Source organism: Novosphingobium sp. TCA1, from assembly GCF_009811895.1.
Classification (GTDB): Bacteria; Pseudomonadota; Alphaproteobacteria; order Sphingomonadales; family Sphingomonadaceae; genus Novosphingobium; species Novosphingobium panipatense_A.
Genome location: NZ_BLJH01000010.1, coordinates 112,333 through 137,296, shown reverse-complemented (window position 1 = coordinate 137,296; position 24,964 = coordinate 112,333). Strand labels below are relative to the sequence as shown.

3 protein-coding genes are annotated in these 24,964 nt (G+C 71.0%); all 3 read left to right on the top strand.

The features are described 5' to 3' along the window. Positions 1-89 precede the first annotated feature (89 nt). The gene (locus NTCA1_RS13545; RefSeq protein WP_133084691.1) at positions 90-914 is read left to right on the top strand and encodes a SapC family protein; all 825 of its coding nucleotides are present in this window, start codon (positions 90-92) and stop codon (positions 912-914) included. Positions 915-1,176: 262 nt separating this feature from the next. Beyond that, positions 1,177-19,332 carry an autotransporter outer membrane beta-barrel domain-containing protein gene (locus tag NTCA1_RS13540; protein WP_159830884.1) on the top strand — a complete coding sequence of 6,052 codons (18,156 nt, stop codon included), beginning with the start codon at positions 1,177-1,179 and terminating at the stop codon, positions 19,330-19,332. Between the two features lie 94 nt (positions 19,333-19,426). Beyond that, the gene (locus NTCA1_RS13535) at positions 19,427-24,844 is read left to right on the top strand and encodes an autotransporter outer membrane beta-barrel domain-containing protein (protein ID WP_133084688.1); all 5,418 of its coding nucleotides are present in this window, start codon (positions 19,427-19,429) and stop codon (positions 24,842-24,844) included. Positions 24,845-24,964 lie beyond the last annotated feature (120 nt).

Below are 24,964 nucleotides of genomic sequence, written 5' to 3'. Positions count from 1 at the left end.
ATTAGCAATTTGGGGTGCGATCCGAACCGCTTGGGACGCAAATCGTCCTACAATGTCGATCATTGGGGTTTGATTTTTTGGTGGGGCACATGACGGAATCGAAGCAGAAGAACCGCAAGGGCACGGGCGCCGCAGTGGCAGCCGCGGGCGGTTCGCCAACCGGCAACACGCAAGTAACCGGCCCGCAGGTCAACGGCAGTCTGCCGCTCTATCGCGACCCGCGCCCGGTCCACAGCGCCACCCACGCGCAAGCGGCAGTGGTCGTCGCGCCGACCGATTTCGCCTTCGCGGCCGGGGCGCCGATGATCCAGCTGACGGTCGACGAGTTCGAACGCGCCGCGCTCGACTATCCGATCCTGTTCTTCGGAGAGGACCGCCAGCCTTACGTCGTCACCGGTCTCGAGGCCGAGCGCAACCTGTTCGTCTCCGCAGGGCAGTACCAGACCGGCGCCTATATCCCGGCCTATCTGCGCCGTTATCCTTTCGTCTTCGCGCGTGACGAGGGCAGCGAACGCCTGATCCTCTGCCTCGACCATGCCTCGGGCCGGGTCGCCGAGGTCGAAGCCGAAGGCGCGATCGCCCTGTTCGAAGGCGGCGAGCCGACCGAACTGACGCTTCAGGCCCTTCGCTTTTGCGAGAACTACGAAGCGGCGCAGGCCCGTACCCGTGCGCTGGTGGCGCTGCTCGAAGAGCTCGACCTGTTCGAGCTGAAGCAGGTTCACTACACCGCGCCGCAGGCCGCCGAGCCGAGCCTGCTGGTGGAATACCGCACGGTCGATCGCGCCCGTTTCGAGGCGCTTTCGGCAGAGCAGTTCCTGCGCCTGCGCGATCTCGGGGCGCTGCCCGCGATCCACGCGCAGATCGCCTCGCAGGCGAAGTGGGACGCTCTGGCCGCGGTCGCCCGCGCGACCTGATCCTCACAGGATAGAGAACCGTCCGGCCCGTACCGCATGCGCGGTGGGGGATGGGCGGTTCTGGCGCGTCGCGGCGCCTGAGCCAAACCGGCGGCATTTCCCAAAGCGCTGATAAGCGGGAAATTCTTTCGTCATTTTCTATGTGTTGTCCCGGATTCCTGCTGTGCCGGTGGTGGCGTAAGGCAGGGAAATCCCGCTCCGGGGGGCGGGCCGGGAGACGTGCCGATCAGGCCGTTCCTGATCAGGCAAGCGGGGGCTTACCTTGAACAATTCCGAACCTTTCGCCGGCCGTTCCAATGCGAGCAAGGTGAACGCGAACAAGGCGGGGGCGCGTGCATCGCGCCGCTCCTGGCGCACAAGCGCATCCGCCGCCACTCTGGCGGCGATGCTCGTTTCCGGCGGCGCCGTTCCGGTTCAGGCCTGGGCGCAATCCGCGCCTACCCCCTCGCCCACGCCTACTCCGACACCTACTCCGGCGATCACCCCCGATCCGATCGTGATGCCGCCCGTCGGATCGCAGATCAAGAATCCGCTGACCGGCGAGATGGAAGTCGTCACCGAGCAGATGCCGCCGATGCAGGTGAAGACGGCCAGCGACAATGTGATCCTGCTTGCCACCCAGGTCGGCCAGACTTTCGAGGTTTCGGGCACGACTTACACGGTTACTGCCGTCACGGCCGAAGTCGGCGGGCCGGTCACGTCGGTTTCGCTGCAAAGCTCGGCCGACAACACCGTCAGCACGAACGATGTCGTGATCTCGATCGCGCCTGCCACCAATGCCAGCGGGGCTGACGATATCGCCCTGCCGTCCGATCCGGGCGACCATGTCTATCGCAACGTCCAGCGCGGTCGTAGCGGCGGCAACGGGCATATCGGCGCGCTGTTCATTTCCGCCGGTGACGGCGGTTCCGGTGCTAACGGTCCGAACATCACCGATTCGATCTCCGGCTCGATCACCTCGCAATCGGGCGGCCTTGCCGCCGTCATCGTCCAGAGCATCGGCGGCAACGGCGGCAAAGGCGGCAACGGCTATCTCGGGTCGGACGGCGGCACCGGCGGTACGGCTGGGGTGGGCGGGGACGTCAGCCTGGTCAGCACGGCGGACGTGGTGACCACCGGCTCCGGCGCCTATGGCATCCTCGTCAGCAGTTCCGCGGGCAAGGGCGGCGCGGGCGGTGACGGCTGGCTCTCCGGCGGCGGTTCGGGCGGCGGTTCGCCGGGCGTGGGCGGCAATGCTTCGGCCACGAACCGGGGAACCGTGGCCACCAGCGGCGCGGGCGCGATCGGCATCCTGGCGCAGAGCCTTGGCGGCACGGCGGGCAGCGGCGGGGACAGCTTCGGGCTTGTCGCGTCCAGCGGCGGCGGCAGCTTCGGCGGCAAGGGCGGCAATGTCGTCGTCAACCAGAACGGCGTCGTCCAGACTTCGGGCGAAGGTGCGCATGGCGTGCTGGCGCAGTCGGTCGGCGGCTCGGGCGGCAGCGGCGGCACCAGCGGCGGCGTCTTTGCCGATTCCAGCTCGGGCGGCGCGGGCGGCCCCGGCGGCAATGCCACGATCACGGCGGGTTCGGATTCCTCCACCAAGACCACCGGCGACTATGCGCATGCCTTCTTCGCCCAGTCGGTGGGCGGCGGCGGCGGTAACGGCGGCACCACGATCGGCGCGGTCGCGCTGGGCAGCTCCGGCAGCCAGGGCAGCGACGCGGGAACGGCCAGCATCGCCATAGCCAACGGCGCCTTCGTTTCGACGGCGGGCACCGGTTCCTACGGCGTGATGGCGCAGTCCATCGGCGGCGGCGGCGGCAATGCGGGCGTCAGCGGCGGCCTTGCCTCGCTGGGCGGAACCGGCGCGGGCGGCGGCAATGGCGGTTCTGTCTACGTTTCCTCCGGCGCGACGATGGTGACCACCGGAGACTCGGGCAAGGGCATCTTCGCCCAGTCGATCGGCGGCGGCGGCGGTTCGGCCGCGGGCACGGGCGGCCTGGTGGCGCTGGGCGGATCGGGCGCGGGCGGCGGCAACGGCGGCCTGGTGGAGATCACCCAGACTTCGGCCGGTTCGATCACGACGTCCGGGGCATGGGCCGATGCGATCTTCGCGCAGTCCGTCGGCGGCGGCGGCGGTTCGGGTTCCGGTTCGGTCGGCCTTGTCGGCCTTGGCGGCAAGGGCGCCAGCGGCGGTCTTGGCGGCACCGTGATCGTCGACAACCAGGGTGCTCTCAAGACCACGGGCGACTATGCACGCGGCATCTTCGCGCAGTCCGTGGGCGGCGGCGGCGGCGCGGGCGGCAATTCGACCGGCCTTGCCGCGATCGGCGGCAGCGGCTCGGGCACCAGCCCGGGCGGCAACGTCACGGTTACCAACGGCGGCTCGATCCTTACCACGGGCCTGCGCGCCATCGGTATCCAGGCGCAGTCTGTGGGCGGTGGCGGCGGTGACGGCGGCAGTTCCACGGGCCTGATCTCGATCGGCGGCTCGGGCGGCGGCGGCGGCAACGGCGGCGTGGTCACGGTGACCAACAGCGGCATGATCACGACCCAGGGCGACAAGGCCCTGGGCATCATCGCCCAGTCGATCGGCGGCGGCGGCGGCAACGGCGGTTCCAGCACGGGCGTGCTGGCGATCGGCGGCGACGGTGGCAACGGCGGCCAGGGCGGCAAAGTCGTCCTCAACCAGACCGGCCTCGTCTCGACTTCGGGCGAGGATGCCACGGCGATCTTCGTGCAGTCGATCGGCGGCGGCGGTGGCAACGGCGGCTCGGCGGTTTCCGCCGGGCTTTTCGTCAGTGCGGCCTTCGGCGGCGCGGGCGGCGGCGGCGGTGCGGGCGGCGACATCTGCGTCAACACCAACTCGGCCTGCACGACCGCCAGCTCCAGCATGGGCGCGGCCTATATCGAGACTTACGGAGACCGTTCGAGCGGCCTCTTCGCCCAGTCCGTGGGCGGCGGCGGCGGCAACGGCGGTTTTGCGCTGTCCGCCTCGGCAGGCCTCGGCGCGACGGCCTCGATCGCCTTCGGCGGCTCGGGCGGCTCGGGCGGTTCGGGCGGTGACGTGCGCGTCGGCCTGCAGGGCACGATCGCCACCAGGGGCCAGCTTTCCGACGGCATCTTCGCCAGCTCGGTCGGTGGCGGCGGCGGCAACGGCGGCTTCTCGGTTGCGGCGGGTGCCTCGCTCGGTGGCTCGCTGACGATGAGCTACGGCGGTGCGGGCGGCGTCGGCGGCGTCGGCGGGCTTGTCGATGTGGAGAGCGCCACGGCGATCACCACCGAAGGCGACCAGTCGCGTGGCATCTTTGCGCAGTCGGTCGGCGGCGGCGGTGGCAACGGCGGTTTCGCGGCCAGCGCGGCGCTGGGCGTCGGCGCGATCACCTCGACGTTCGGCGGCGTGGGCGGTGCCGGTTCGGACGCTTCGACTGTCCGGGTCGTCTCGGTCGGCAGGATCGCCACCAAGGGTACCCAGTCGGATGCGATCTTCGCGGAGAGCGTGGGCGGCGGCGGCGGCAACGGCGGCTTCGCGGTCGGCCTGGCGGGCGGTGCAGCAGGTGCGGTCAGCCTGACGTTCGGCGGCGGCGGCGGTAACGGCGGCGCGGGTGACGACGTGTTCGTTTCCACCACCGGCGATCTCTCGACCGAGGGGGCCAGCTCCAACGGTGTCTTCGCGCAGTCGGTGGGCGGGGGCGGCGGCAACGGGGGCTTCGCGGTTTCCGGTTCGGCGGGCGGCGTCGGCGCCATGTCGGCGGCATTCGGCGGCAGCGGCGCGAACGGCGGCAACGGCGGCAAGGTCACGGTGGCCAGCACGGGCACGGTCACCACGATCGGGGACTTGTCCAACGGCATCCTGGCGCAGTCGGTGGGCGGCGGCGGCGGTAACGGCGGCTTCTCTGCCGCCGTATCGGGCGGCGGCATCGGCGCGGCGGGCCTTTCGATGGGCGGGGCGGGCGCCAACGGCGGCGATGGTGACGACGTCTCGGTCGATTCCGACGGCGGGATCTGGACGCAGGGCGCGGCTTCGGCGGGCATCCTGGCGCAGTCTGTCGGCGGCGGCGGCGGCAACGGCGGTCTGGCGATCTCGGCCAGCGGCGGCTGGGCCGGGGGCGCCTCGCTGGCTTTCGGCGGCGGCGCAGGCAATGGCGGCACTTCGGGCAATGTCACGCTGGTCAGCACCGGCATGATCCTGACCGAGGGCGACAGTTCGCAGGGCCTCTTCGCGCAGTCGGTGGGCGGCGGCGGCGGCAATGGCGGCGGCGCCATCGCCGCGTCGGGCGGCCAGGGCGGCGGCATTTCCGCCTCGTTCGGCGGCACGGGTGGTGACGGCGGCGCCTCAGGCGACGTCACGCTCCAGAGCACCGGCGATATCCAGACGCTCGGCAACAATGCCGACGCCATCTTCGCCCAGTCGCTGGGCGGCGGCGGTGGCAACGGCGGTTTCGCGGTTTCGGCGGCCGGCGGTCAGTTTGGCGCAGTGAGCCTCGCCATGGGCGGCACGGGCGGCAGGGGCGGCGCCTCGGGAGACGTTACGGCGATCTCCGATGGCGACCTGACCACTTCGGGAGATTTTTCCGCAGGCGTACGCGCGCAGTCGATCGGCGGCGGCGGCGGTAACGGCGGCTTCGCGATCTCTGCATCGGGCGCCCAGTTCGGCGCCGTTTCGCTCTCCTTCGGCGGCAGCGGCGGCACGGGCGGCGCGGCGGGTGACGTCACGCTCATCTCGACCGGCGATATCTGGACCGAGGGCAACTATTCGCAGGGCCTCTTCGCGCAGTCGGTCGGCGGTGGCGGCGGCAACGGCGGCTTCTCGGTCAGCGCGGCGGGCGCGCAGTACGGCGCAGCGGCCATCGGCTTCGGCGGCAAGGGCGGCACCGGCGGTGCGGCAGGCGACGCCGACCTGACCAACACCGGCGACATCGTCACCAAGGGCGACTTCAGCGCGGGCGCACAGGTCCAGTCGATCGGCGGCGGCGGCGGTAACGGCGGCTGGAGCGTCAGCGCGGCAGGCGGCCAGTACGGCGCGGTCGCCATCGGCTTCGGCGGCAGCGGCGGCGCGGGCGGCACGGCGGGTGACGTCACGCTCATTTCCACCGGCCAGATCGCGACCACGGGCGACCAGTCGAGCGGCCTTGTGGCGCAGTCCATCGGTGGCGGCGGCGGCAACGGCGGTTTCTCCGCCAGCGTCGCTGGCGCACAGTACGGCGCGGCGGCGCTCTCGTTCGGCGGCACCGGCGGCACCGGCAACGATGCGGGCACGGTGACGCTGGCCAACACCGGCGACATCTACACCGAAGGCACGCTCTCCAACGGTATCTTCGCACAGTCGGTGGGCGGCGGCGGCGGTAACGGCGGCTTCTCGGTCGCCGTCGCGGGCGCGCAATATGCCTCGGCGGCGCTGGCTCTCGGCGGCTCGGGCGGCTCGGGCGGTGCGGGCAAGGCGGTTTCGGTCGTCTCCGCAGGCAATATCACTACGCTGGGCGACCAGGCGGACGGCATTCTCGCCCAGTCGATCGGCGGCGGCGGCGGCAATGGCGGCTTTGCCGTTTCCGGCACGCTGACGGCCAGCAGTAACGGCGTTTCGGCCTCTGTCGCGATCGGCGGCTCGGGCGGTTCGGGCGGTGAGGCGGGTGACGTCTCGCTGATCAGCACCGGCGACATTTCGACGAGCGGCGCCAGCTCGGTCGGCCTCTTCGCGCAGTCGGTGGGCGGCGGTGGCGGCAACGGCGGTTTCGCCGGAGCGCTTTCGCTTTCGCAAGGCAATGCCGTGGCCGTGGGCATCGGCGGTTCGGGCGGCACCGGCAATACGGCGGGCAACGTCACGCTCGGCTCCACCGGCAATATCACCACGTCCGGCAATCTGGCAGCGGGCATCCAGGCCCAGTCCATCGGCGGCGGCGGCGGTAACGGCGGTTTCAGCCTGACCGCGTCGGCCACGGTTAAGGGCCAGTCGATCGGCAACAGCAGCGGCGGCACCGGCGGCAGCGGCGGCCTTGCGGGCAATGTCGACGTGACCAGCCTCGGCACCGTGCAGACCACCGGCGAAATCGCCAACGGCATTTTCGCGCAGTCGGTCGGCGGTGGCGGCGGTAACGGCGGCTTCTCGATCTCGGCAAGCCTCTCCGCCCAGGGTGATTCCGATACGCAGAGCGTCGGCGGCAACGGCGGCACCGGCAATGACGCGGGCACGGTCAGCGTTTCGGCCACGGCGGGTGCCAATGCGGGCATCGCGGACTATTCGGTCGTCACATCGGGAACGGGTTCCAACGGTATCCTCGCGCAGTCGATCGGCGGCGGCGGCGGTTCTGGCGGCTTCTCGGTCGGCGGCGCATTCTCGGGCGAGGGCGATGCGTCCTCCAACCAGGTGGGCGGCAGCGGCGGCGCCGGCGGCAATGCGTCCACCGTCGATGTCGTCAACGTCGGCAAGATCCAGACCACCGGCAATATCGCCAACGGCGTGTTCGCGCAGTCTGTCGGCGGCGGCGGCGGTAACGGCGGCTTCTCGGTCGGCGCCGGCGTTTCGATCAAGGGCGATGCGGAATCGAGCGTCGGCGGCGGCGAAGGCGGCGCGGCGGGCAATTCGGATGATGTCAGCGTAGACACCACCGGCGCGATCTACACCGAAGGCGCCGCGTCCAACGGCGTGCTGGCGCAGTCGGTCGGCGGCGGCGGCGGCACCGGCGGCTTCTCGGTCAGCGCAGGCTTCAGCGCGGAAGGCGATTCCACCAGCGACAGCGTTGGCGGCGGTGGCGGTTCGGGCGGCAACGCCGGTAACGTCACGGTCGTGGCGCGCGAAGGCATCACCACCAAGGGTGACGGCTCCAACGGCGTCTTCGCGCAGTCGGTGGGCGGCGGCGGCGGCTCGGGCGGCTTTGCCGTGGGCCTCGACGTATCGCTGAAGGGCGATGCGGAATCGAACGTGGGCGGCGGCGATGGCTCGCTGGGCGGCACCGCGGGCGACGTTTCGGTCACCACCGAAGGCACGATCTGGACCGAAGGCGCGGCGGCAGCCGGCATCTTCGCCCAGTCGGTCGGCGGCGGCGGCGGCAATGGCGGCTTCTCGGTCGGCGCGGGCTTTTCCAGCGAGGGCGGCTCGTCTTCCACCAGCGTCGGCGGCGCCGGTGCGGGCGGCGCGACGGCGGGCAACGTCAGCGTTCATGCCGATAGCGACATCCAGACCAAGGGCACCGGATCCAACGGCATCCTGGCCCAGTCCATCGGCGGCGGCGGCGGTAACGGCGGCTTCGCCGTGGGCCTTGGCGTTTCGATCAAGGGCGACGCGGATTCCAAGGTCGGCGGCGGCGGCGCGGGCACCGGTTCGGACGCCGGCGATGTGACCGTGACCGGAACCGGCACGATCGTCACGCTGGGCGATCAGGCCAACGGCGTCTTCGCGCAGTCTGTCGGCGGCGGCGGCGGCAACGGCGGCTTCTCGGTCGGCGCGGGCCTCAGCCTCGACGGCGCAGCGACGAGCGACAGCGTCGGCGGCTCTGGCGGCGGCGGCGGCAATGCCGGTACCGTCACGGTGGACCGCACGGGCGACATCGGCACCAGCGGCGCCAATTCGAACGGCATCCTGGCCCAATCGGTGGGCGGCGGCGGCGGCAACGGCGGCTTCGCCGTGGGCCTTGGCGCATCCATGAAGGGCGATGCGGAATCGAGCGTTGGCGGCGGCGAAGGCGGCACGGCCGGCGACGGCGCGGACGTGTTCGTGTCCGATGTGGGCACGATCGTCACCAGCGGCACCAATTCGAACGGCATCTTCGCCCAGTCCGTGGGCGGCGGCGGCGGTTCGGGCGGCTTCTCGGTCGGCGCGGGCTTCAGCCTCGAAGGCGGGGCGACCAGCACCAGCGTCGGCGGTTCGGCCGGCGCGGGCGGCAGCGCGGGCACGGTTTCCGTCAGCCATGACGGCGATATCCAGACCACGGGTGCATCGGCCAATGGCATCTTCGCCCAGTCGGTCGGCGGTGGCGGCGGTGTCGGCGGCTTTGCCGTGGGCCTTGGCGCCTCGATGGATTCGGATGCGAAGTCCAGCGTCGGCGGCGGCGCGGGCGGCGCGGCCGGTTCGGCTTCGGACGTTACGGTGGACCAGACCGGCACGGTGATCACCTCGGGCGCGGCGGCCAATGGCGTGCTGGCTCAGTCCATCGGCGGCGGTGGCGGCGTCGGCGGCTTCTCGGTCTCCGCAGCGCTCTCTTCCTCGGGCGGTGCGGCTTCGGATTCGACCGGCGGCGCGGGCGGCTCGTCGGGCGATGCCGGCTCGGTCAGCGTGTCGGTCGATGGCGATATCCAGACCGACGGTGCGCAGGCGCGCGGCGTCGTCGCGCAGTCGATCGGCGGCGGCGGCGGTTCGGGCGGCTTTGCCGTCGGCGCCGGAGCCTCGATCGAAGGCGACGCGGAATCGGCGACCGGTGGCGGCGCCGGTGGCTCCTCGGGCAATTCGGGCGACGTCAGCGTTGCGGTGGACGGCAATGTCGTCACCAAGGGCGCGGCATCGGTGGCGCTGCTGGCGCAGTCGATCGGCGGCGGCGGCGGCGCGGGCGGCTTCGCCGTGGGCGCGGCGCTGTCCAGCAGCGGCGGCGCGACGGCGGAGTCGACCGGCGGCGACGGCGGCTCGGCAGGCGATGCGGGCGACGTTTCGGTCACCCACACCGGCGGGATTGAGACGTTCGGCGCGCAATCGGGCGCGATCCTGGCGCAATCGATCGGCGGCGGCGGCGGTTCGGGCGGCTTCTCGGTCGGCGGCGCGCTGAGCGTTGAGGGTGAGGCAAACTCCACCATCGGCGGCGGCGCGGGTGGATCGGCCGGCAATGCCGGCACCGTGGACGTGGCCAATACCGGCGACATCTTCACCCACGGCGCCAATTCCACCGGCATCGTCGCGCAGTCCATTGGCGGCGGCGGCGGTAACGGCGGCTTCTCGGTCTCCGCGGGCCTGGCGCTTTCGGGCGCGGATGCGGTTTCCAGCTCCACCGGCGGCGCGGGCGGATCGTCCGGTTCGGCCGATGACGTGAGCGTGACCTCGATCGGCAACATCAAGGTGGATGGCGATCACAGCCGCGGCATCGTGGCGCAATCGATCGGCGGCGGTGGCGGCACCGGCGGCTTCTCGGTCTCCGGCGCGATTGCCACCAAGGGTTCGGGCGCGTCCGACAGCGTTGGCGGCGCGGGCGGCGCGGGCAATGCGGCGGGCAATGTCACGGTCGTTTCGGCCGGCCAGATCCTGACTTCGGGCGATGCCACCAATGCGGTGCTGGCCCAGTCGATCGGCGGCGGCGGCGGCGCGGGCGGCTTCTCGGGCAGTCTGGCGGCAGCGCTGGGCGGCGGCGCGGCGGTCAGCTCGGTCGGCGGCGCGGGCGGCATCGGCTCCGACGCGGGCAATGTGGACCTGACGCTCAGCGGCGCGCTTGGCACGCTGGGCAACGGCTCGGCGGCGGTGGTCGCGCAGTCGATCGGCGGCGGCGGCGGCGTGGGCGGCTTCTCGCTCGGCCTGGCGGCGGCATCGGATGGTGAGGGCGCCAGCGCCGTCACCGGCGGTTCGGGCGGCGACGGCGGCGTGGGCGGCAATGTCCTCGTTTCCACCAGCGCGCTGATCCAGACGCACGGCGCCCTGTCGGACGGCGTATTGGCGCAGTCGATCGGCGGCGGCGGCGGTTCGGGCGGCTTTGCCGTGGCCGGCACCTTGGCGCTGGGCGAAAAGGCGGCCTCCAGCGCCACGGGCGGCGCGGGTGGTTCGGGCCAGAACGCGGGCACGGTCACCGTGCAGAACACCGGCGACATCTACACCTTCGGCGCGGCATCGAACGGCGTCGTGGCGCAGTCGATCGGCGGCGGCGGCGGCGTGGGCGGCTTCTCCGGTTCGCTCTCGATCTCCTCCACCTCGGAATCCGTGGCCAACAGCCTTGGCGGTTCGGGCGGCGTCGGCGGCGATGCGGCCGGCGTGAAGGTGGTGACCACCGGCAATATCCAGGTGCTGGGCGACCGCTCCATGGCGATCGTTGCGCAGTCGATCGGCGGCGGCGGCGGTTCGGCCGGCTTCTCGCTGGGCGCGTCCGCCTCGAAGGCGGCATCGGCCAGCGACGCGGTGGGCGGCAGCGGCGGCGCGGGTGGTGACGGCGGCACGGTGGAAGTGGCCAATGGCTCGACCGGCACGGTCGTGACCACCGGCAATTTCGGCTACGCCATTCTGGCCCAGTCGATCGGCGGCGGCGGCGGTTCGGGCGGTTTCGCCACGGGCGGCGCGCTTTCGCTGTCCGAAGGGGCAACCTCCTCGGTCGGCGGCGGCGCCGGCGGTGCGGCGGGTGACGGCGGCAATGTCGGCGTCAACAACTACAGCCTGATCCAGACCAGCGGCGACGGTGCCGTGGCGGTCTTCGCGCAGTCGATCGGCGGCGGCGGTGGCAGCGGCGGCTTCGCGGTGGGCGCGGGCCTTGCCGGCGGCAGCGACAGCACGCTTTCCAATGCAATCGGCGGCGGCGCGGGCACTGGCGGTTCGGCGGGCACGGTCTCGCTCTACAACGACGGTACGATCCTGACGCAGGGCGCCAACGCGACGGCGGTGCTGATGCAGTCGATCGGCGGCGGCGGCGGCAACGGCGCCTTCGCGGTCAGCGGCGCGCTGGCCAAGGGCGGCGCGGCGAACAGCGCCATCGGCGGAGACGGCGGCACGGCGGGTTCGGCGGGCGACGTTACGCTGGTCAACAGCGTCAACGCCACGATCGTCACCGAAGGCGCGATGTCCATCGCGGTGCAGGCGCAATCGATCGGCGGCGGCGGCGGCTCGGGCGGCTTCTCGGTCGGCGCGGGTCTCGCGCTCGAAGGCGATGCCAGCTCCACCGTGGGCGCAGGATCGGGCGGCGCGGGCGGTTCGGCCGGCGTGGTGTCCATCGACAACGCGGGCGATATCGGCACGCGCGGCGATGGCTCGCTGGCGGTGCTGGCGCAGTCCATCGGCGGTGGCGGCGGTTCGGGCGGCTTTGCCGTTTCGGGCGGCCTCAGCGTCAAGGCCGGCGCGGCCAGCAATGCCGTGGGCGGACAAGGCGCGGGCGGCGGCGACGGCGGCCTCGTTTCTGTCACCAGCAGCGGCACGATCCAGACGCTGGGTGCCAATGCGACCGCGATCCTGGCCCAGTCGGTGGGCGGCGGCGGCGGCGCAGGCGGGTTCTCCGCCGGTGCGGCAGCGGCCAGCGCCGATGCGGCCTCCAACCTTGTCGGCGGCAGCGGCGGCGCGGCAGGCGCGGGCGGCGACGTCACGATTGCCAACAATGGCGGCACGATCACGACTGACGGTGATTTGTCCTACGCGGTCTATGCGCAGTCGGTCGGCGGCGGCGGCGGTTCGGGCGGCTTTGCGGCCGGCGCGGGCCTCAGCCTGGAAGGCGATGCCGAGTCCGGCGTGGGCGGCGGCAGTGGTGGCGGCGGCGGCGCAGGCGGCCTCGTCAGCCTCGACAACACCGGCACGATCGCGACCAAGGGCGCGGGCTCTGTGGCGGTCTTCGCCCAGTCCGTGGGCGGCGGCGGCGGTGCCGGCGGCTTCGCGGTGGGCGCGGGCCTGACCGCGCAAGGCGGCTCGGCTTCGGACAGCGTCGGCGGTTCGGGCGGCGCGGGCGGTGCCGGCGGCGTGGTTGCGATCACGACTGACGGCCTGGTTCAGACCGAAGGCGCCAATGCGACTGCGATCTTCGCGCAGTCGGTCGGCGGCGGTGGCGGCAAGGGCGGCTTTGCCGTGGGTGCCTCCGCATCGAAGGCGGACAGCGCCTCGACCGTGGTCGGCGGCAGCGGCGGCGCGGGCGGTGACGGCGGCGAAGTCGCCGTGGCCAATGGCGCGAACGGCGCCGTTATCACGCTGGGCACGCTGTCCTATGCGGTCTTTGCACAATCGGTCGGCGGCGGCGGCGGTCAGGGCGGCTTCTCGGCCGGCGCGGCGCTGAGCCTTGAGGGCGATGCGAATTCGTCGGTCGGCGCGGGCGACGGTGCCGGCGGCGGCATCGGCGGCGTGGTTTCGCTGAGCAATGCCGGCAAGATCGGCACGGCAGGAGACGGCTCCATCGCGGTCTTCGCGCAGTCGGTTGGCGGCGGCGGCGGCGCCGGTGGCTTCGCGGCGGGCGGCGGCCTCACGATCGAGGGCGGCGCGGCGTCCAACTCGGTTGGCGGCGTCGGCGGTGCGGGTGGTGCCGGCGGCGTGGTTTCGCTGGTCAACACCGGTTCGATCCGCACCGAAGGCGCCAATGCCACGGCCGTCTATGCCCAGTCCGTGGGCGGCGGCGGCGGTGCCGGCGGCTTCTCGGTCGGCGCCAGCGCCTCGAAGGCGGATAGCGCCTCGAACGCGGTGGGCGGCAGCGGCGGAGCCGGCGGTGACGGCGGCGAAGTCTCCATCGGCAACGGCGCGGGCGGTTCGATCACCACACTGGGTGACTTCTCCTACGCGGTCTTCGCGCAGTCGGTCGGCGGTGGCGGCGGTTCGGGCGCATTCGCGGCCGGCGGCACGCTCAGCCTTGAAGGCGACGTGGACACCAGCGTCGGCGGCGGTTCGGGCAGCGGCGGCGGTATCGGCGGCAATGTGACGCTGAGCAGCCTCGGCGCGATCCAGACGGCGGGCGAGGGCGCGATTGCGGTCTTCGCGCAGTCCATCGGCGGTGGCGGCGGTGCGGGCGGCTTCGCAGCCGGCGGCGGTCTTTCGGCCGAAGGCGGCGCGACTTCCAACACCGTTGGCGGTTCGGGCGGCGCAGGCGGTTCGGGCGGCACGATCACGCTGGAGAACGGCGGTTCGATCCTGACGCTGGGCAGCAATGCCACGGCACTCTTCGCCCAGTCGGTGGGCGGCGGCGGCGGTGTCGCCGGCTTCTCGACCGGCGGCGCGGCGTCCAAGGCCGGCGCGGTTTCGCAGGCGGTCGGCGGAGACGGCGGCACGGCGGGTGACGGCGGTGACATCACCGTCAGCAACGCGGCCGGCGGCAAGATCGAGACCGATGGCGCGATCTCCTACGGCGTCTTCGCGCAGTCGGTCGGCGGCGGCGGTGGTGCGGGCGGCTTCGCGGCTGGCGGCGCGCTGGCGCTCGGCGATGACGTGGAGAACGGCGTTGGCGGCGGCATCGGCGGGGCAGGCGGCCTTGGCGGCACGATCGCCATCGACAATGCGGGGCAAGTCGTCACGCTGGGCGACGCCTCGATCGCGATCTTCGCGCAGTCGGTCGGCGGTGGCGGTGGTGCCGGTGCCTTCGCGGCAGGCGGCGGCCTCTCGGCGGAGGGCGCTTCGGCCAGTTCGTCGGTCGGAGGAGCCGGCGGCGACGGCGGCGCGGGCGGCAATATCACCGTCGGCAACAGCGGCCTCGTGGCGACGGCCGGCGATCAGGCGGTGGCGATCCTTGCCCAGTCGGTCGGCGGTGGCGGCGGTGTCGGCGGCTTTGCCGTCGGTGGCGCGGGCTCGCAGATGGATGCCGTGTCCGACACGATCGGCGGCAGCGGCGGCGCGGGCGGAATCGGCGGTGACATCACCGTGGACACCAGCGGCGCGGTCTACACCGAAGGCGCCTTCGCTTATGGTATCCAGGCGCAGTCGATCGGCGGCGGCGGCGGTAACGGCGGCTTCGCGGCCGGCGCGACCGTGGCGCTTACCGGCGATGCGCAGTCGACCATCGGCGGCGGTGCCGGCGGTGGCGGCGGCCTTGGCGGCGCGATCACGCTGAGCAACAGCGGCACTATCGAAACGCTGGGCGCCGGGGCCGTTGCGGTCTTCGCCCAGTCCATCGGTGGCGGCGGCGGTGCCGGCGGCTTTGCGGGCGGACTCACCGGATCGGGCGACAGTGCCTTCGGGTCGACCATCGGCGGGGCCGGCGGCGACGCCAGCCAGGGCGGCGATATTACCGTCAGCAACAGCGGCCAGATCCATGCGGCCGGAGCCAATGCGGCAGGCGTCTTCGCGCAGTCCGTCGGCGGCGGCGGCGGCCTTGGCGGCTTCTCGCTGGCGGCAAACGGTGCGGTTTCCAGCCTGTCCAACACGCTTGGCGGTTCGGGCGGAGCCGGCGGTGACGGCGGCGCGATCAGCGTCACCAATGCCGCGGGTGCGACCGTGGTGGTCGATGGCGATCTGTCTTACGGCGTCTTCGCGCAGTCCATCGGCGGCGGCGGCGGTTCCGGCGGCTTCGCGGTCGACGGCACGATCGCGACCGGCGGTGCGGTCAATTCGGCGCTGGGCGCAGGTTCCGGCGGCGGTGGCGGCAATGGCGGCGCGATCACGCTGACCAATGCCGGCAACGTGCTGGCGCAGGGCGCGGGCTCGGTCGCGGTCTTCGGCCAGTCGGTAGGCGGTGGCGGCGGTTCGGGCGGCTTTGCAGGCGGGCTCTCCGTCGGCGCGGGCGGCGCGATCAGCCAGTCCATCGGCGGCGGGGGTGCCGGCGGTGGCAATGGCGGCGACATCGCGGTGACCAACAGCGGTGTGATCCAGACGCTGGAAGCCAACTCGATCGGCGTCTTCGCACAGTCGGTTGGCGGCGGCGGCGGCCTTGGCGGCATGTCCATCTCCGGCTCGCTCAGCACCGGCAGCTCCACCACGACGAGCCTTGGCGGCTCGGGCGGGGCCGGCGGCGATGGCGGCACGATCACGGTCAGCAACAGCGGCGTGATCGATGCCAAGGGCGATCTGTCCTACGGCGTCTTCGCGCAGTCCATCGGCGGCGGCGGCGGTACGGCGGGAATGGTCGTTTCCGGCACGCTCAGCACCGGGCTTGGCGGAATGACGTCCGCACTCGGCGGCAGCGGCGGCGCGGGCGGCAATGGCGGCGACATCACTGTCACCAACACCGGCACGATCTTTGTGGAAGGCGCGGCCTCGGTCGGCATCCTGGCGCAGTCGATCGGCGGCGGCGGCGGTGCGGGCGGCTTCACCGGCTCGCTGGCGGTCACCGGCGGTTCGCTGAACACGCAAGTGGGCGGCACTGGCGGTGCGGGCGGCGACGGCGGCGACGTGACCGTCACCTCCACCGGCAGCATCGTCACCCTCAAGGACGATTCCATCGCGGTACTCGCGCAGTCCATCGCGGGCGGCGGCGGCCAGTCGGCCTATGCCATCGCCGCGCAGGCAGGCGCTTTCGACGGCGTGAACCTGACGCTGGGCGCACAGGGCGAAGGGATCAGCGGCAAGCAGGGCAAGGTCGTCGTCAACCTTTCGGGCGGTGTGCTCCAGACGGCGGGCGCGCTTTCCTACGGCCTTCTGGCCCAGGCCATCGGTGCGGGCGGCGGCAACGTCGCGCTCTCCGTGCCCGATCCGCTGGAAGTGGGTTCCAATGGCCTGACCCTGCAACTGGGCAGCACCGGTGGCGTCGCGGGTGACGGCAATGTCATCGATGTGACCAACGCCAACGAGGTCTATACCAAGGGTGCGGGCGCCATCGGCTTTGCGGCGCAGTCCATCGGCGGCGGCGGCGGCACCGAGGGTGTCACCGGCGACGTGGTGCTGGGCAGCGGCGACGGCATCTGGGCCGCCAATGTCGGCGGCAGCGGAGACTCGGCCGGTTCCGGCGCGGCGGTGACCATCGCCAACAGCGCAACGATCGTCACCGAAGGCGACGGGGCTCTTGGCCTGCTCGCCCAGTCGGTGGGCGGCGGCGGCGGCGTGGGCACGATGGCGCTTGGCCTTGCCGACGGTTCGCTGGCGGGGGCTTCGCTCACTGTCGGCGGCGCGCAGACGACGGCGGGCAACGGTGGGGACATCACCTTCACCAGCTCCACGGGCGCCATCGGCACTTCGGGCAATCTCGCCTCGGCCCTCGTCGTCCAGTCGATTGGCGGCGGCGGCGGTGTCGCCAGCCTGACCTCGATGGAAGGCGGTGCGCTGGGCGACATCACCCTTGCAGCCGGGGCGACCGGCGGCGCGGGCGGTGATGGCGGCAATATCGTGCTCGACCAGAAGGCGGATGTCGTCACCAGCGGCACCGGCGCTAATGCGGTGCTCGTGCAGTCGATCGGCGGCGGCGGCGGTCTGGCCACCCTCGACAATACCGGCGGCACCGGCACGGTCACGAACGTCGATCTCGGCGGCGCGGCCAGCGGTTCGGGCGGCACTATCGACTTCACCCTCGATGGTCGTGTCCAGACCACCGGCGCAGGTGCGGCGGGTGTCGTCGTGCAGAGCATCGGCGGCGGCGGCGGTTACGTAAGCGCCGTGGGTGCGGATGCGGATGGCACGCTGACGCTGGGCGCATCGAACGGCGCGACCGGCAGCGGCGGCGACGTTTCGGTGGCGATCAACCAGACGATCACCACCACCGGCGCAGGATCTACGGCACTCCTGGTGCAGTCCATCGGCGGCGGCGGTGGCGCAGCCAGCGTGGTCGGCGCGGACGGCACGGTCCAGACGCTCGACGTGGTGAATGCCGGTGCGACGAGCGGCCTCCGCATGGCCCGCATGATGCGCGCGGCGCCCACCGGATCGGCCGATGCCGGGACGGTGGACGTCACGGTCGGCGCGGCGATCCGCACCAGCGGCGCCAATGCCAACGGCGTGGTCGTCCAGTCGGTCGGCGGCGGCGGCGGTGCAGTCGGCGCGCAGGCGAGCGTGCTGGGCGGTTCCGGCGCGGGCAATGCGGTGAACCTCACCGTCAATGCCGACGTCGTCACCACCGGCGCGGGTTCGAGCGCGCTGGTCGCGCAGAGCACCGGCGGCCTCGGCGGCGGCGCGATCGCGCTGGACATCGGCAAGGTCGATGTCGTCGGCGGTCTGGGCGGTCATGCCGTCTCGCTGCTGGGCGGTGCGGACAATACCGTGACCAATGCCGGTACGCTCCAGACCATGGACGGGCAGGAAGGCCTGGTGATCTACGCGGAAGGCGGCGACAACACGATCGTCAACGCCGGTACGATCGTCGGTTCGATCGACCTCGGCGCAGGCGTGGGCAGCTTTACCAACGTCGATGGCGGCATCTTCCTGGCCGGTTCGCTGGTCAACGTGGGCGCGGGTACTTTCGTCAACGCGGGTATCCTCAATCCGGGTGGCGGCGGCGTGGTGTCGCAGCTCGCGGTGAGCGGCGGCCTGACCCTGACGGCGCAGAGCGAGTACAACCTTGATCTCGACCTGAAGACCAACACGGCGGACAAGGTGGTCGTCTCGGGCGCTGCCGCGCTGAACGGCCGGGTCACCACCAATCTCCTCAACCTGGGCTATGCCCGCGCGGGGACGAACGACGTGGTCATCCTGGAAGCGGACGGCGGAATCACCGGCCGGGATCTGGTCACGCTGGTTGCCCCCACTTCGGCGGTGGCGACCTTCGGGCTCGACTATTCCTCGGCCAACCGCCAGGTTATCCGCTATGTGATCGACTATGCACCGACCGGGCTGACCCAGCGTCAGGCCATGATCGGCAATCTGCTCGACCGCATCCAGGAAACCCCCACCGACTCCTTCGCGCCCACTGCTGCGGCGATCATCTCGATCCCGACAGTCTCGGCGCTGGGCACCGTCTACGACAGCCTGACCGGCGAGGGCGTGGTGGCGGCGCAGAGCGCGGCGCTTGCCGCGATCGGCAGCAGTCATGACGTGATCGACGGCCAGATCGTCAGCCGGGTCGGCACTTTCGCCCCGGCATGGCGCAAGGAGCCGCTCGGCAACTTGTGGATGGCGGTGCAGGGCGGGCGCCAGCGCCTGGACGGCACCGACGGGGCGCACGATACGCGCACCAGCGGCTATGTCGTGCAGGGCGGCTGGGATTACCGGCCCGACGCGCGCAGCGTGGTCGGCGCCACGTTCGGCTTCGATCCGCAGAGCTTCTCGGTCCCCGATGTGAGCACCTCGGGCAAGGCGAAGGTCTATACCTTCGGCGCCTATGCGGGCTTCCATCCGGGCGCCTGGACGCTCAGCGCGGACCTGCTCTACAGCGCGGCCGATACGGTGACCCTGCGTGACATGTGGCTCCATGCCAGCGGCAACGTGCAGGCGCATGGCGACTTCACCATGCATGCCTGGTCCGGCCGGGCACAGGTGGCGCGCCAGTTCGGCACCGGAAACCTGGTGTTCCAGCCCTTCGGGGCCGTGGAAGTCACCCGGCTCTCGCTGCCGAGCTATGTCGAGAACCAGGCGGAAGGCCAGGAAGACGCGGCGCTCGGCCTCGCCTTCTTCGGCAAGGACTGGACGCGCACCCGCGCCCTGCTGGGTACGAATGTCGCGGGCCGGATCGAACTGCCGCAGGGCAAGGCCCTCGTCACGACGCTGCGCGCGGCCTGGGTGCATGACTTCGACACCGACCGTTCGGTCACCGCGGCCTTCGCCGGGGCGAGCGACTATCGCTTCACCACCACGGGTGCGCAGGCGGTGGGCGACAGCGGGCGGATCGACATGCGATCGACCCTGCAGATGCGCAAGGTCGACCTCCAGTTCAGCGTCGGGGCCAACCTCGGCAAGGGCTACAACGACCTTACCGCCATGGCGGGCGTCCGGTTCCACATGTGATCCCGGTGACCGTTTTTCAGACTTTCCTTCCTTTCGATTTCGGGCGGGCCTTCGCAGGCCCGCCCCACAGAACTGCGCTAACAGGAGAATTGCCTTGAAGACCAAGCTCATGGCCGGCGCGTCCGCGCTGACTCTGATGATGATCGCAACCGATGCCTATGCGTTGCCTGCCGGCGAATGCGGGGTGCCGAATACTTCGGCCGATCCGAACGTCGCCTCCTGCATATCGGACTCGACCGAGTATGAGGACGGCATCACTTACGATCAGTCGAACTTCGGCACGCCCGCCAATATCAAGGTCGATCTCTACGGCACAGTCGTAGTCAACGCGACCAGCGGCAACAACGGCGTGACCGTGATCGGATCGACCGACCATGACGCGCTGATCGGCGCGCGTAACGGCGCGAAAGTCGCGGCGGGGCAGGCCGGCCTCACGACGATGGCCACCGGCACCGGCAATGCCCGGATCGACAACCACGGCACGGTTAATTCCGGCATGATCGGCGCTGCGGCTTCGGCGAACGGCACGGGCACCGCCTCGATCGTCAATGCCGCCGACGGCCGGATCACCGTGACGCAGGCCTCGTCCGGGATTCCCGGCGCGGTGGGTCTTGCCGTTACCGGCACCAACGGAACGGCGAGCAACCTTGGCACGGTGACGGTCAATGCCTCGGGCACGCCCGGCAGCGTCGCCTATGGCATCGGCGGTATGGGCCTTGGCGGCGGCACGCTAACCCTGAGCAATGGCGCCAGCCTTTCGGTGACGAACACGGACGGCGATGCCCTGGGCATCGGTACGCCGTCCAGCGCCGGAAACCTGGTGATCGATAACAGCGGCACGCTCACCGTCACTTCGGGAACCGGCAAGGCGACCGGCCTCGGCGCGCTGGGCAACGGCACTGTCGGCACGACGGCGATCATCAACACCGGCGCGCTTTCGGTCACCTCGCAAAGCGGCGAGGCGGTCGGCATGTCGGCCGCAGACCGTAGCGATGTCGCCATGGCCGCCACGCGGACGAGCGCGGCAAGCACGTTCTCGGTTTCGGGCGCCGATGCTACCGGCTTCGACGTTACCGGCGCCACCGGCGCGGTCAGCGTGACCGGCACCGGCCAGTACGTCCAGGTTCGCGGTGCGGATACCGCGACCGGCGTTTCGGTTGCGGGCGGTACGACCCAGACCGTGGCCTTCGCGCCCGCGACCCTGGGCGGCACCGGCTACTCCGGCGATCTCGACGTTCAGGCGGCGGGCCAGGCTGACGGCGTGGTCCTGAGCGGTGCCACCGACGCGGTTTCGGTGGGCTTCACCGGCGCCAACCTGACTGTCTCCAGCACGGGCGCAGGTGCGAGCGGCATTGCCGTGACCGGCGGCAGCTCGGTCGATATCGCGGTGGTTCCGGGCAGCGGCAACGGCGCCTCGCTCACGGTCAGCGCGGCCGGCGGCGATGCTGTCGGCGTGATTACCTCCGGCCCCAGCGGCGCACAGAGCGTGACCCTGGGCGACAGCTTCGCCGTCACCAGCAATGCCGGTGCAGCCACTGGTATTCGACTGGTGGACGGCACCGACCAGACCGTCACGCTGGCCCAGGGCGCGACCGTGACCGGCGGCACCGATGCCACCGGCATCCGCCTCGATGAGGGCAGCGGCGCTCTTGCCGTGACCAGCCAAGGCGCACTGACCGTGACCGGCGGCATGGGTGAGGTCAACGGCATCCTCCTGCGCGACGGTGCCAGCCAGACGATCGTGCTGGACAAGGCCCTGACCGTTTCGGGCACGGACCGTGTCGACGGCATCGATACCCGGGGCAGCCTTGGCGATCTTGCCATCACCTTGGCCGATACCTTCGAGGTGACGAGCACCGGGGGCGACGCCGTGGGCTTCACCGCCGAGGCTGATGGCGGCGTCACTGTCGATCTCGCCAAGGGCCTGACCGTGCGGGGCAGCACCGGCGCGGGCGGCGGGATGCTCGAAGGCAGCGGCGACCTGTCGCTCGTTTCGGGGCAGGACTTCTCGATCGTGGCCGAAAACGGCCAAGCCGTGGGCGGCTACATGTTCGGCGGCACCTCGCAGCGCGCGCGCTTCGACGGTGATGTCACGATTTCGGGCACCAGCCCGGGCATCGGCTTCGTCCAGAACGGTGCGACCGGCCCGGTCTCGCTTTCGGTTGCAGGCGATTTTGCCGGAACCAATGTCCAGCAGGGTATCGCCCAGATCGCTGGTACGGCCCAGTCCATCGACCTGTCGGGATCCTTCTCGGTGACCTCCGACAGCAGCGACGTTACGGGCATCATGCAGCTTGGTGCGAGCGAAAGCGCCGGCCTTGCCGTGGACGGTGCTTTCGCCGTTTCGGCAGCGGCCGGTTCGGCCACGGGCGTGCAGCTTGTCGGCACCAATGCCTCCGTCTCGCTGGCACAGGGCATGACGGTCTCGGCCGCAGGTGTTGCCGCCACCGGCCTTTCGGCAAACCTTTCCGGTGACGCCGAGATCGCTCTTGGCGGCGCGCTGACGGTCACCAACAGTGCCGTTTCGGGTAGCGCGACCGGCCTGTCCGTCGATGGTGCGGGTGCGCAGAGCCTTGCGGTGAGCGGCCCGGTAACGGTTTCGGCAGACGGCGCCGCATCCGGGTTCGACCTTGCAGGCGGCACCGGGGCTATCGGCCTGACGGCGACGAGTCTGGTCTCGGTGGCGAGCACCAGCGGTACTGCTCTCGGCGTCTCGGTCGACGGCGGCGCCGATCAGGCCGTGACGCTCGGCGGCGCCATGACGGTGACCGGCGCGAGCAGCTCCACGGGCGTAGCTTTCGCCAACGGCACCGGAACCGCGAGCCTGGATCTTGGTTCGGCGCTCTCCGTAACCAGCAGCACCGCCGATGCGACGGGCATTTCCGTGGTGGGCGGCAATGCGCTCCGCATCGCTGCCCTGAGTGACGTTGTCGTCTCGGCTGCAACGGATGCTTCGGGCGTGGAAACCAGCGGCCTTGCCGGTGCGCAGGATGTCGTGCTCGGCAGCGTTTCGACCACTTCGGCGGGCGGCAGCGTTCTTGGTGTGGGTCTTTCGGGCAGCGGCGCGATCGCGCTTAATGCTGGTTCGGTCGCTGCTTCGGGCACGGGAGGCTTCGGCGTTTCGGTCGAAGGAACCGGCGCTGACGGCGCGATCTCGGTCTCGCTGGCCGATGTCCAGACTTCGGGCGACGGTGTGAAGGGCGTGAACCTGGCGCAGAACGGGGCCGGATCGACGGGCGATATCGTCGCCAGCCTAGGCACGGTCACGACGACCGGCGCGGATGCCACGGGCGTGATTGTGCAGGGTTCGCAGTCGGGCGCGGTCTCGCTCACGGTTGGACAGGACGCGGCTCCGGCCATGGCCCGCGCCGCGCTTGTCGCTGCTGCGACGGGCGGTGTCACGACGCAGGGTGACAATGCCGCAGGCGTGACTTTTGCCGTAATCGACGGTGCGGGTACGCTGAACAACCTCGGGACGATCGCGACCGCCGGTGTCAACGCGGCGGGTATTGCGGCCAGTGCGACCGGCACCGGCACGATCACCATCGACAGCGCCGACCTTGCCACTAGCGGTGCGGGTTCGGACGGCATCTCGGTCGTGACCGGCTCGGGTGCCCAGAGCCTGACCGTGAAGACGCTGGCCGTCACTGGTGCCGGATCGCGCGGCGTGGTGGCGACCTCGGGCAGCGGTGCCATCACCCTTGCCGCCACGACCGTATCGGCGGTGAGCGGCGATGCCATGCTGCTGACGTCGGGCAGCGGCACCGTTTCGGCGAGCCTGGGCGGTTCGGTCACTTCGGGAACGGGCGCGGGCCTGGCCATTGTCACCGGCGGCAATGCCGAAGTGGCGCTTGCCAGCGGCGCCAGGCTCCATGGTGCCACGGCCGGCCTAACCTCGGACGCCGCAGGCGGCCAGACCGTCACGCTCGCGGGCACGATCGGGGCGGACAGCGATCTTGCCGTTGCGCTTTCGGGCGGTGCGGCCACGCTGACCAACACGGGCACGATCGAGGGCTACATGACCTTCGACACCGCCGCTACCATGCTGACCAACAGCGCCACTTGGAAAGCCCACGGCGGAGACACCGCTTTCGCGGGCAATGCCGTGCTGGCCAACAGCGGCACGATCAACATCAACCCGGCCGCCACGGCTGCGGCGACGATGCGGATCACCGGTCTCACGACCTTGCGCAATTCGGGCACGATCAGCCTCGTCAACGGCCATACCGGCGACGTGCTCGATCTGGGCGATGCCGCTCTGGTCGGCAGCGGCAATTCGCGTGTGGTGCTGGAAGCCAACCTCGGCGCCAGTGCCGTGGGCGGCAATGCGGCGCAGACTGCGGACCAGCTCAATCTGGGTGCCGCCTCTGGCACGACGACGATCGCCATCAAGGACCTGAGCGGCGCCACGGCTGCGCAGTTCAACTTTGACGGCATCCGTCTGGTCAATGCCGCCTCGGTCGCGAACGGCGCTTTCGTCCTGGAGGGCGGCGCGGTGAACAAGGGCTTCGTCGATTACCAGCTCCTGACCGACGCGGACGGCAACCTCGATCTCGTCGGCGTGCCCAGCACGCAGGCTTTCGAACTCGTCCGCACCGGAGCCGAAGTGCGGCACTACTGGCGTCGTTCGGGCGATGCCTGGTCGGACCAGATGCGCGGCGCCGCCGCGCATGAAGGTGTATCGCTCTGGGGCCAGATGCTGGGCGGCAGCGAGACCAACCGCTCGCGTCCGGTCTACTCGGAAACCGTTCTGGGCACCGCGACCACTTTCGCGCCGAACCTCGACGTGCGCGATACCTGGTGGGGCGGCCAGTTCGGTCTCGACTGGGGCCACGCCGCCGGGAACGGCGACTGGGGCGTGGGCCTGACCGGCGGCTATGTTTCGCAGGAGGGCAAGGTCAAGTCGACCGGCGATCGCATCAAGCTGGATGGCGGCAACATCGGCCTCTACGCCCGTTATCGCAGCGCGGATGGCCTCTTCGCCCATGCACTGGCCAAGCTGGACCGCTATTCGCTCAAGTACGATCTCGGCAACGGCGCCAGCGCGCCCAAGTCGAACGGCACCAGCTACGGCGTCGAGGTCGAGGCGGGTTACCATATCCGCACCGGCATGGCCTTCATCGAACCTTCGGCCAGCGCGTCGTGGACGGACGCCGATCTCGACGGCTTTGCCGCGACCGGCGGGGTCGGCGCTCGGTTCGATCATGTCCAGAGCTTCTACGGCCGCGCGGGTGTGCGTGCGGGCATCGAGGCGCAATCCGGCACTTGGGCGCTTCAGCCTTATGTCGGCGTGAACTGGGAAGGCGAGATGAACGGCCGTCCGGGCGCGACTCTCTCCTCGGGCGATCAGGACCTCTACTTCCGCGATGCATCGGAAGGTGGCCGTGCGCGCTGGGAAGCGGGCATCCAGGGCGCCTTGCAGGGCCTTTCCGCTTTCGCCAAAGTGGAAGGCGTGACCGGCTCGGGCACGAGCGGCATTGCCGGTCGCGCAGGCGTTTCCGTGCGCTTCTAATCTCGCGTATCGCCTCGTCGCATTCATGGGGGCGGCGTACTTCGGTACGCCGCCCCTTTTTTTGGGTCCCTGAGCCTGCGGAGCGCGATTGCTTCTTCGGGCATCCTGCGCAAGATGGGC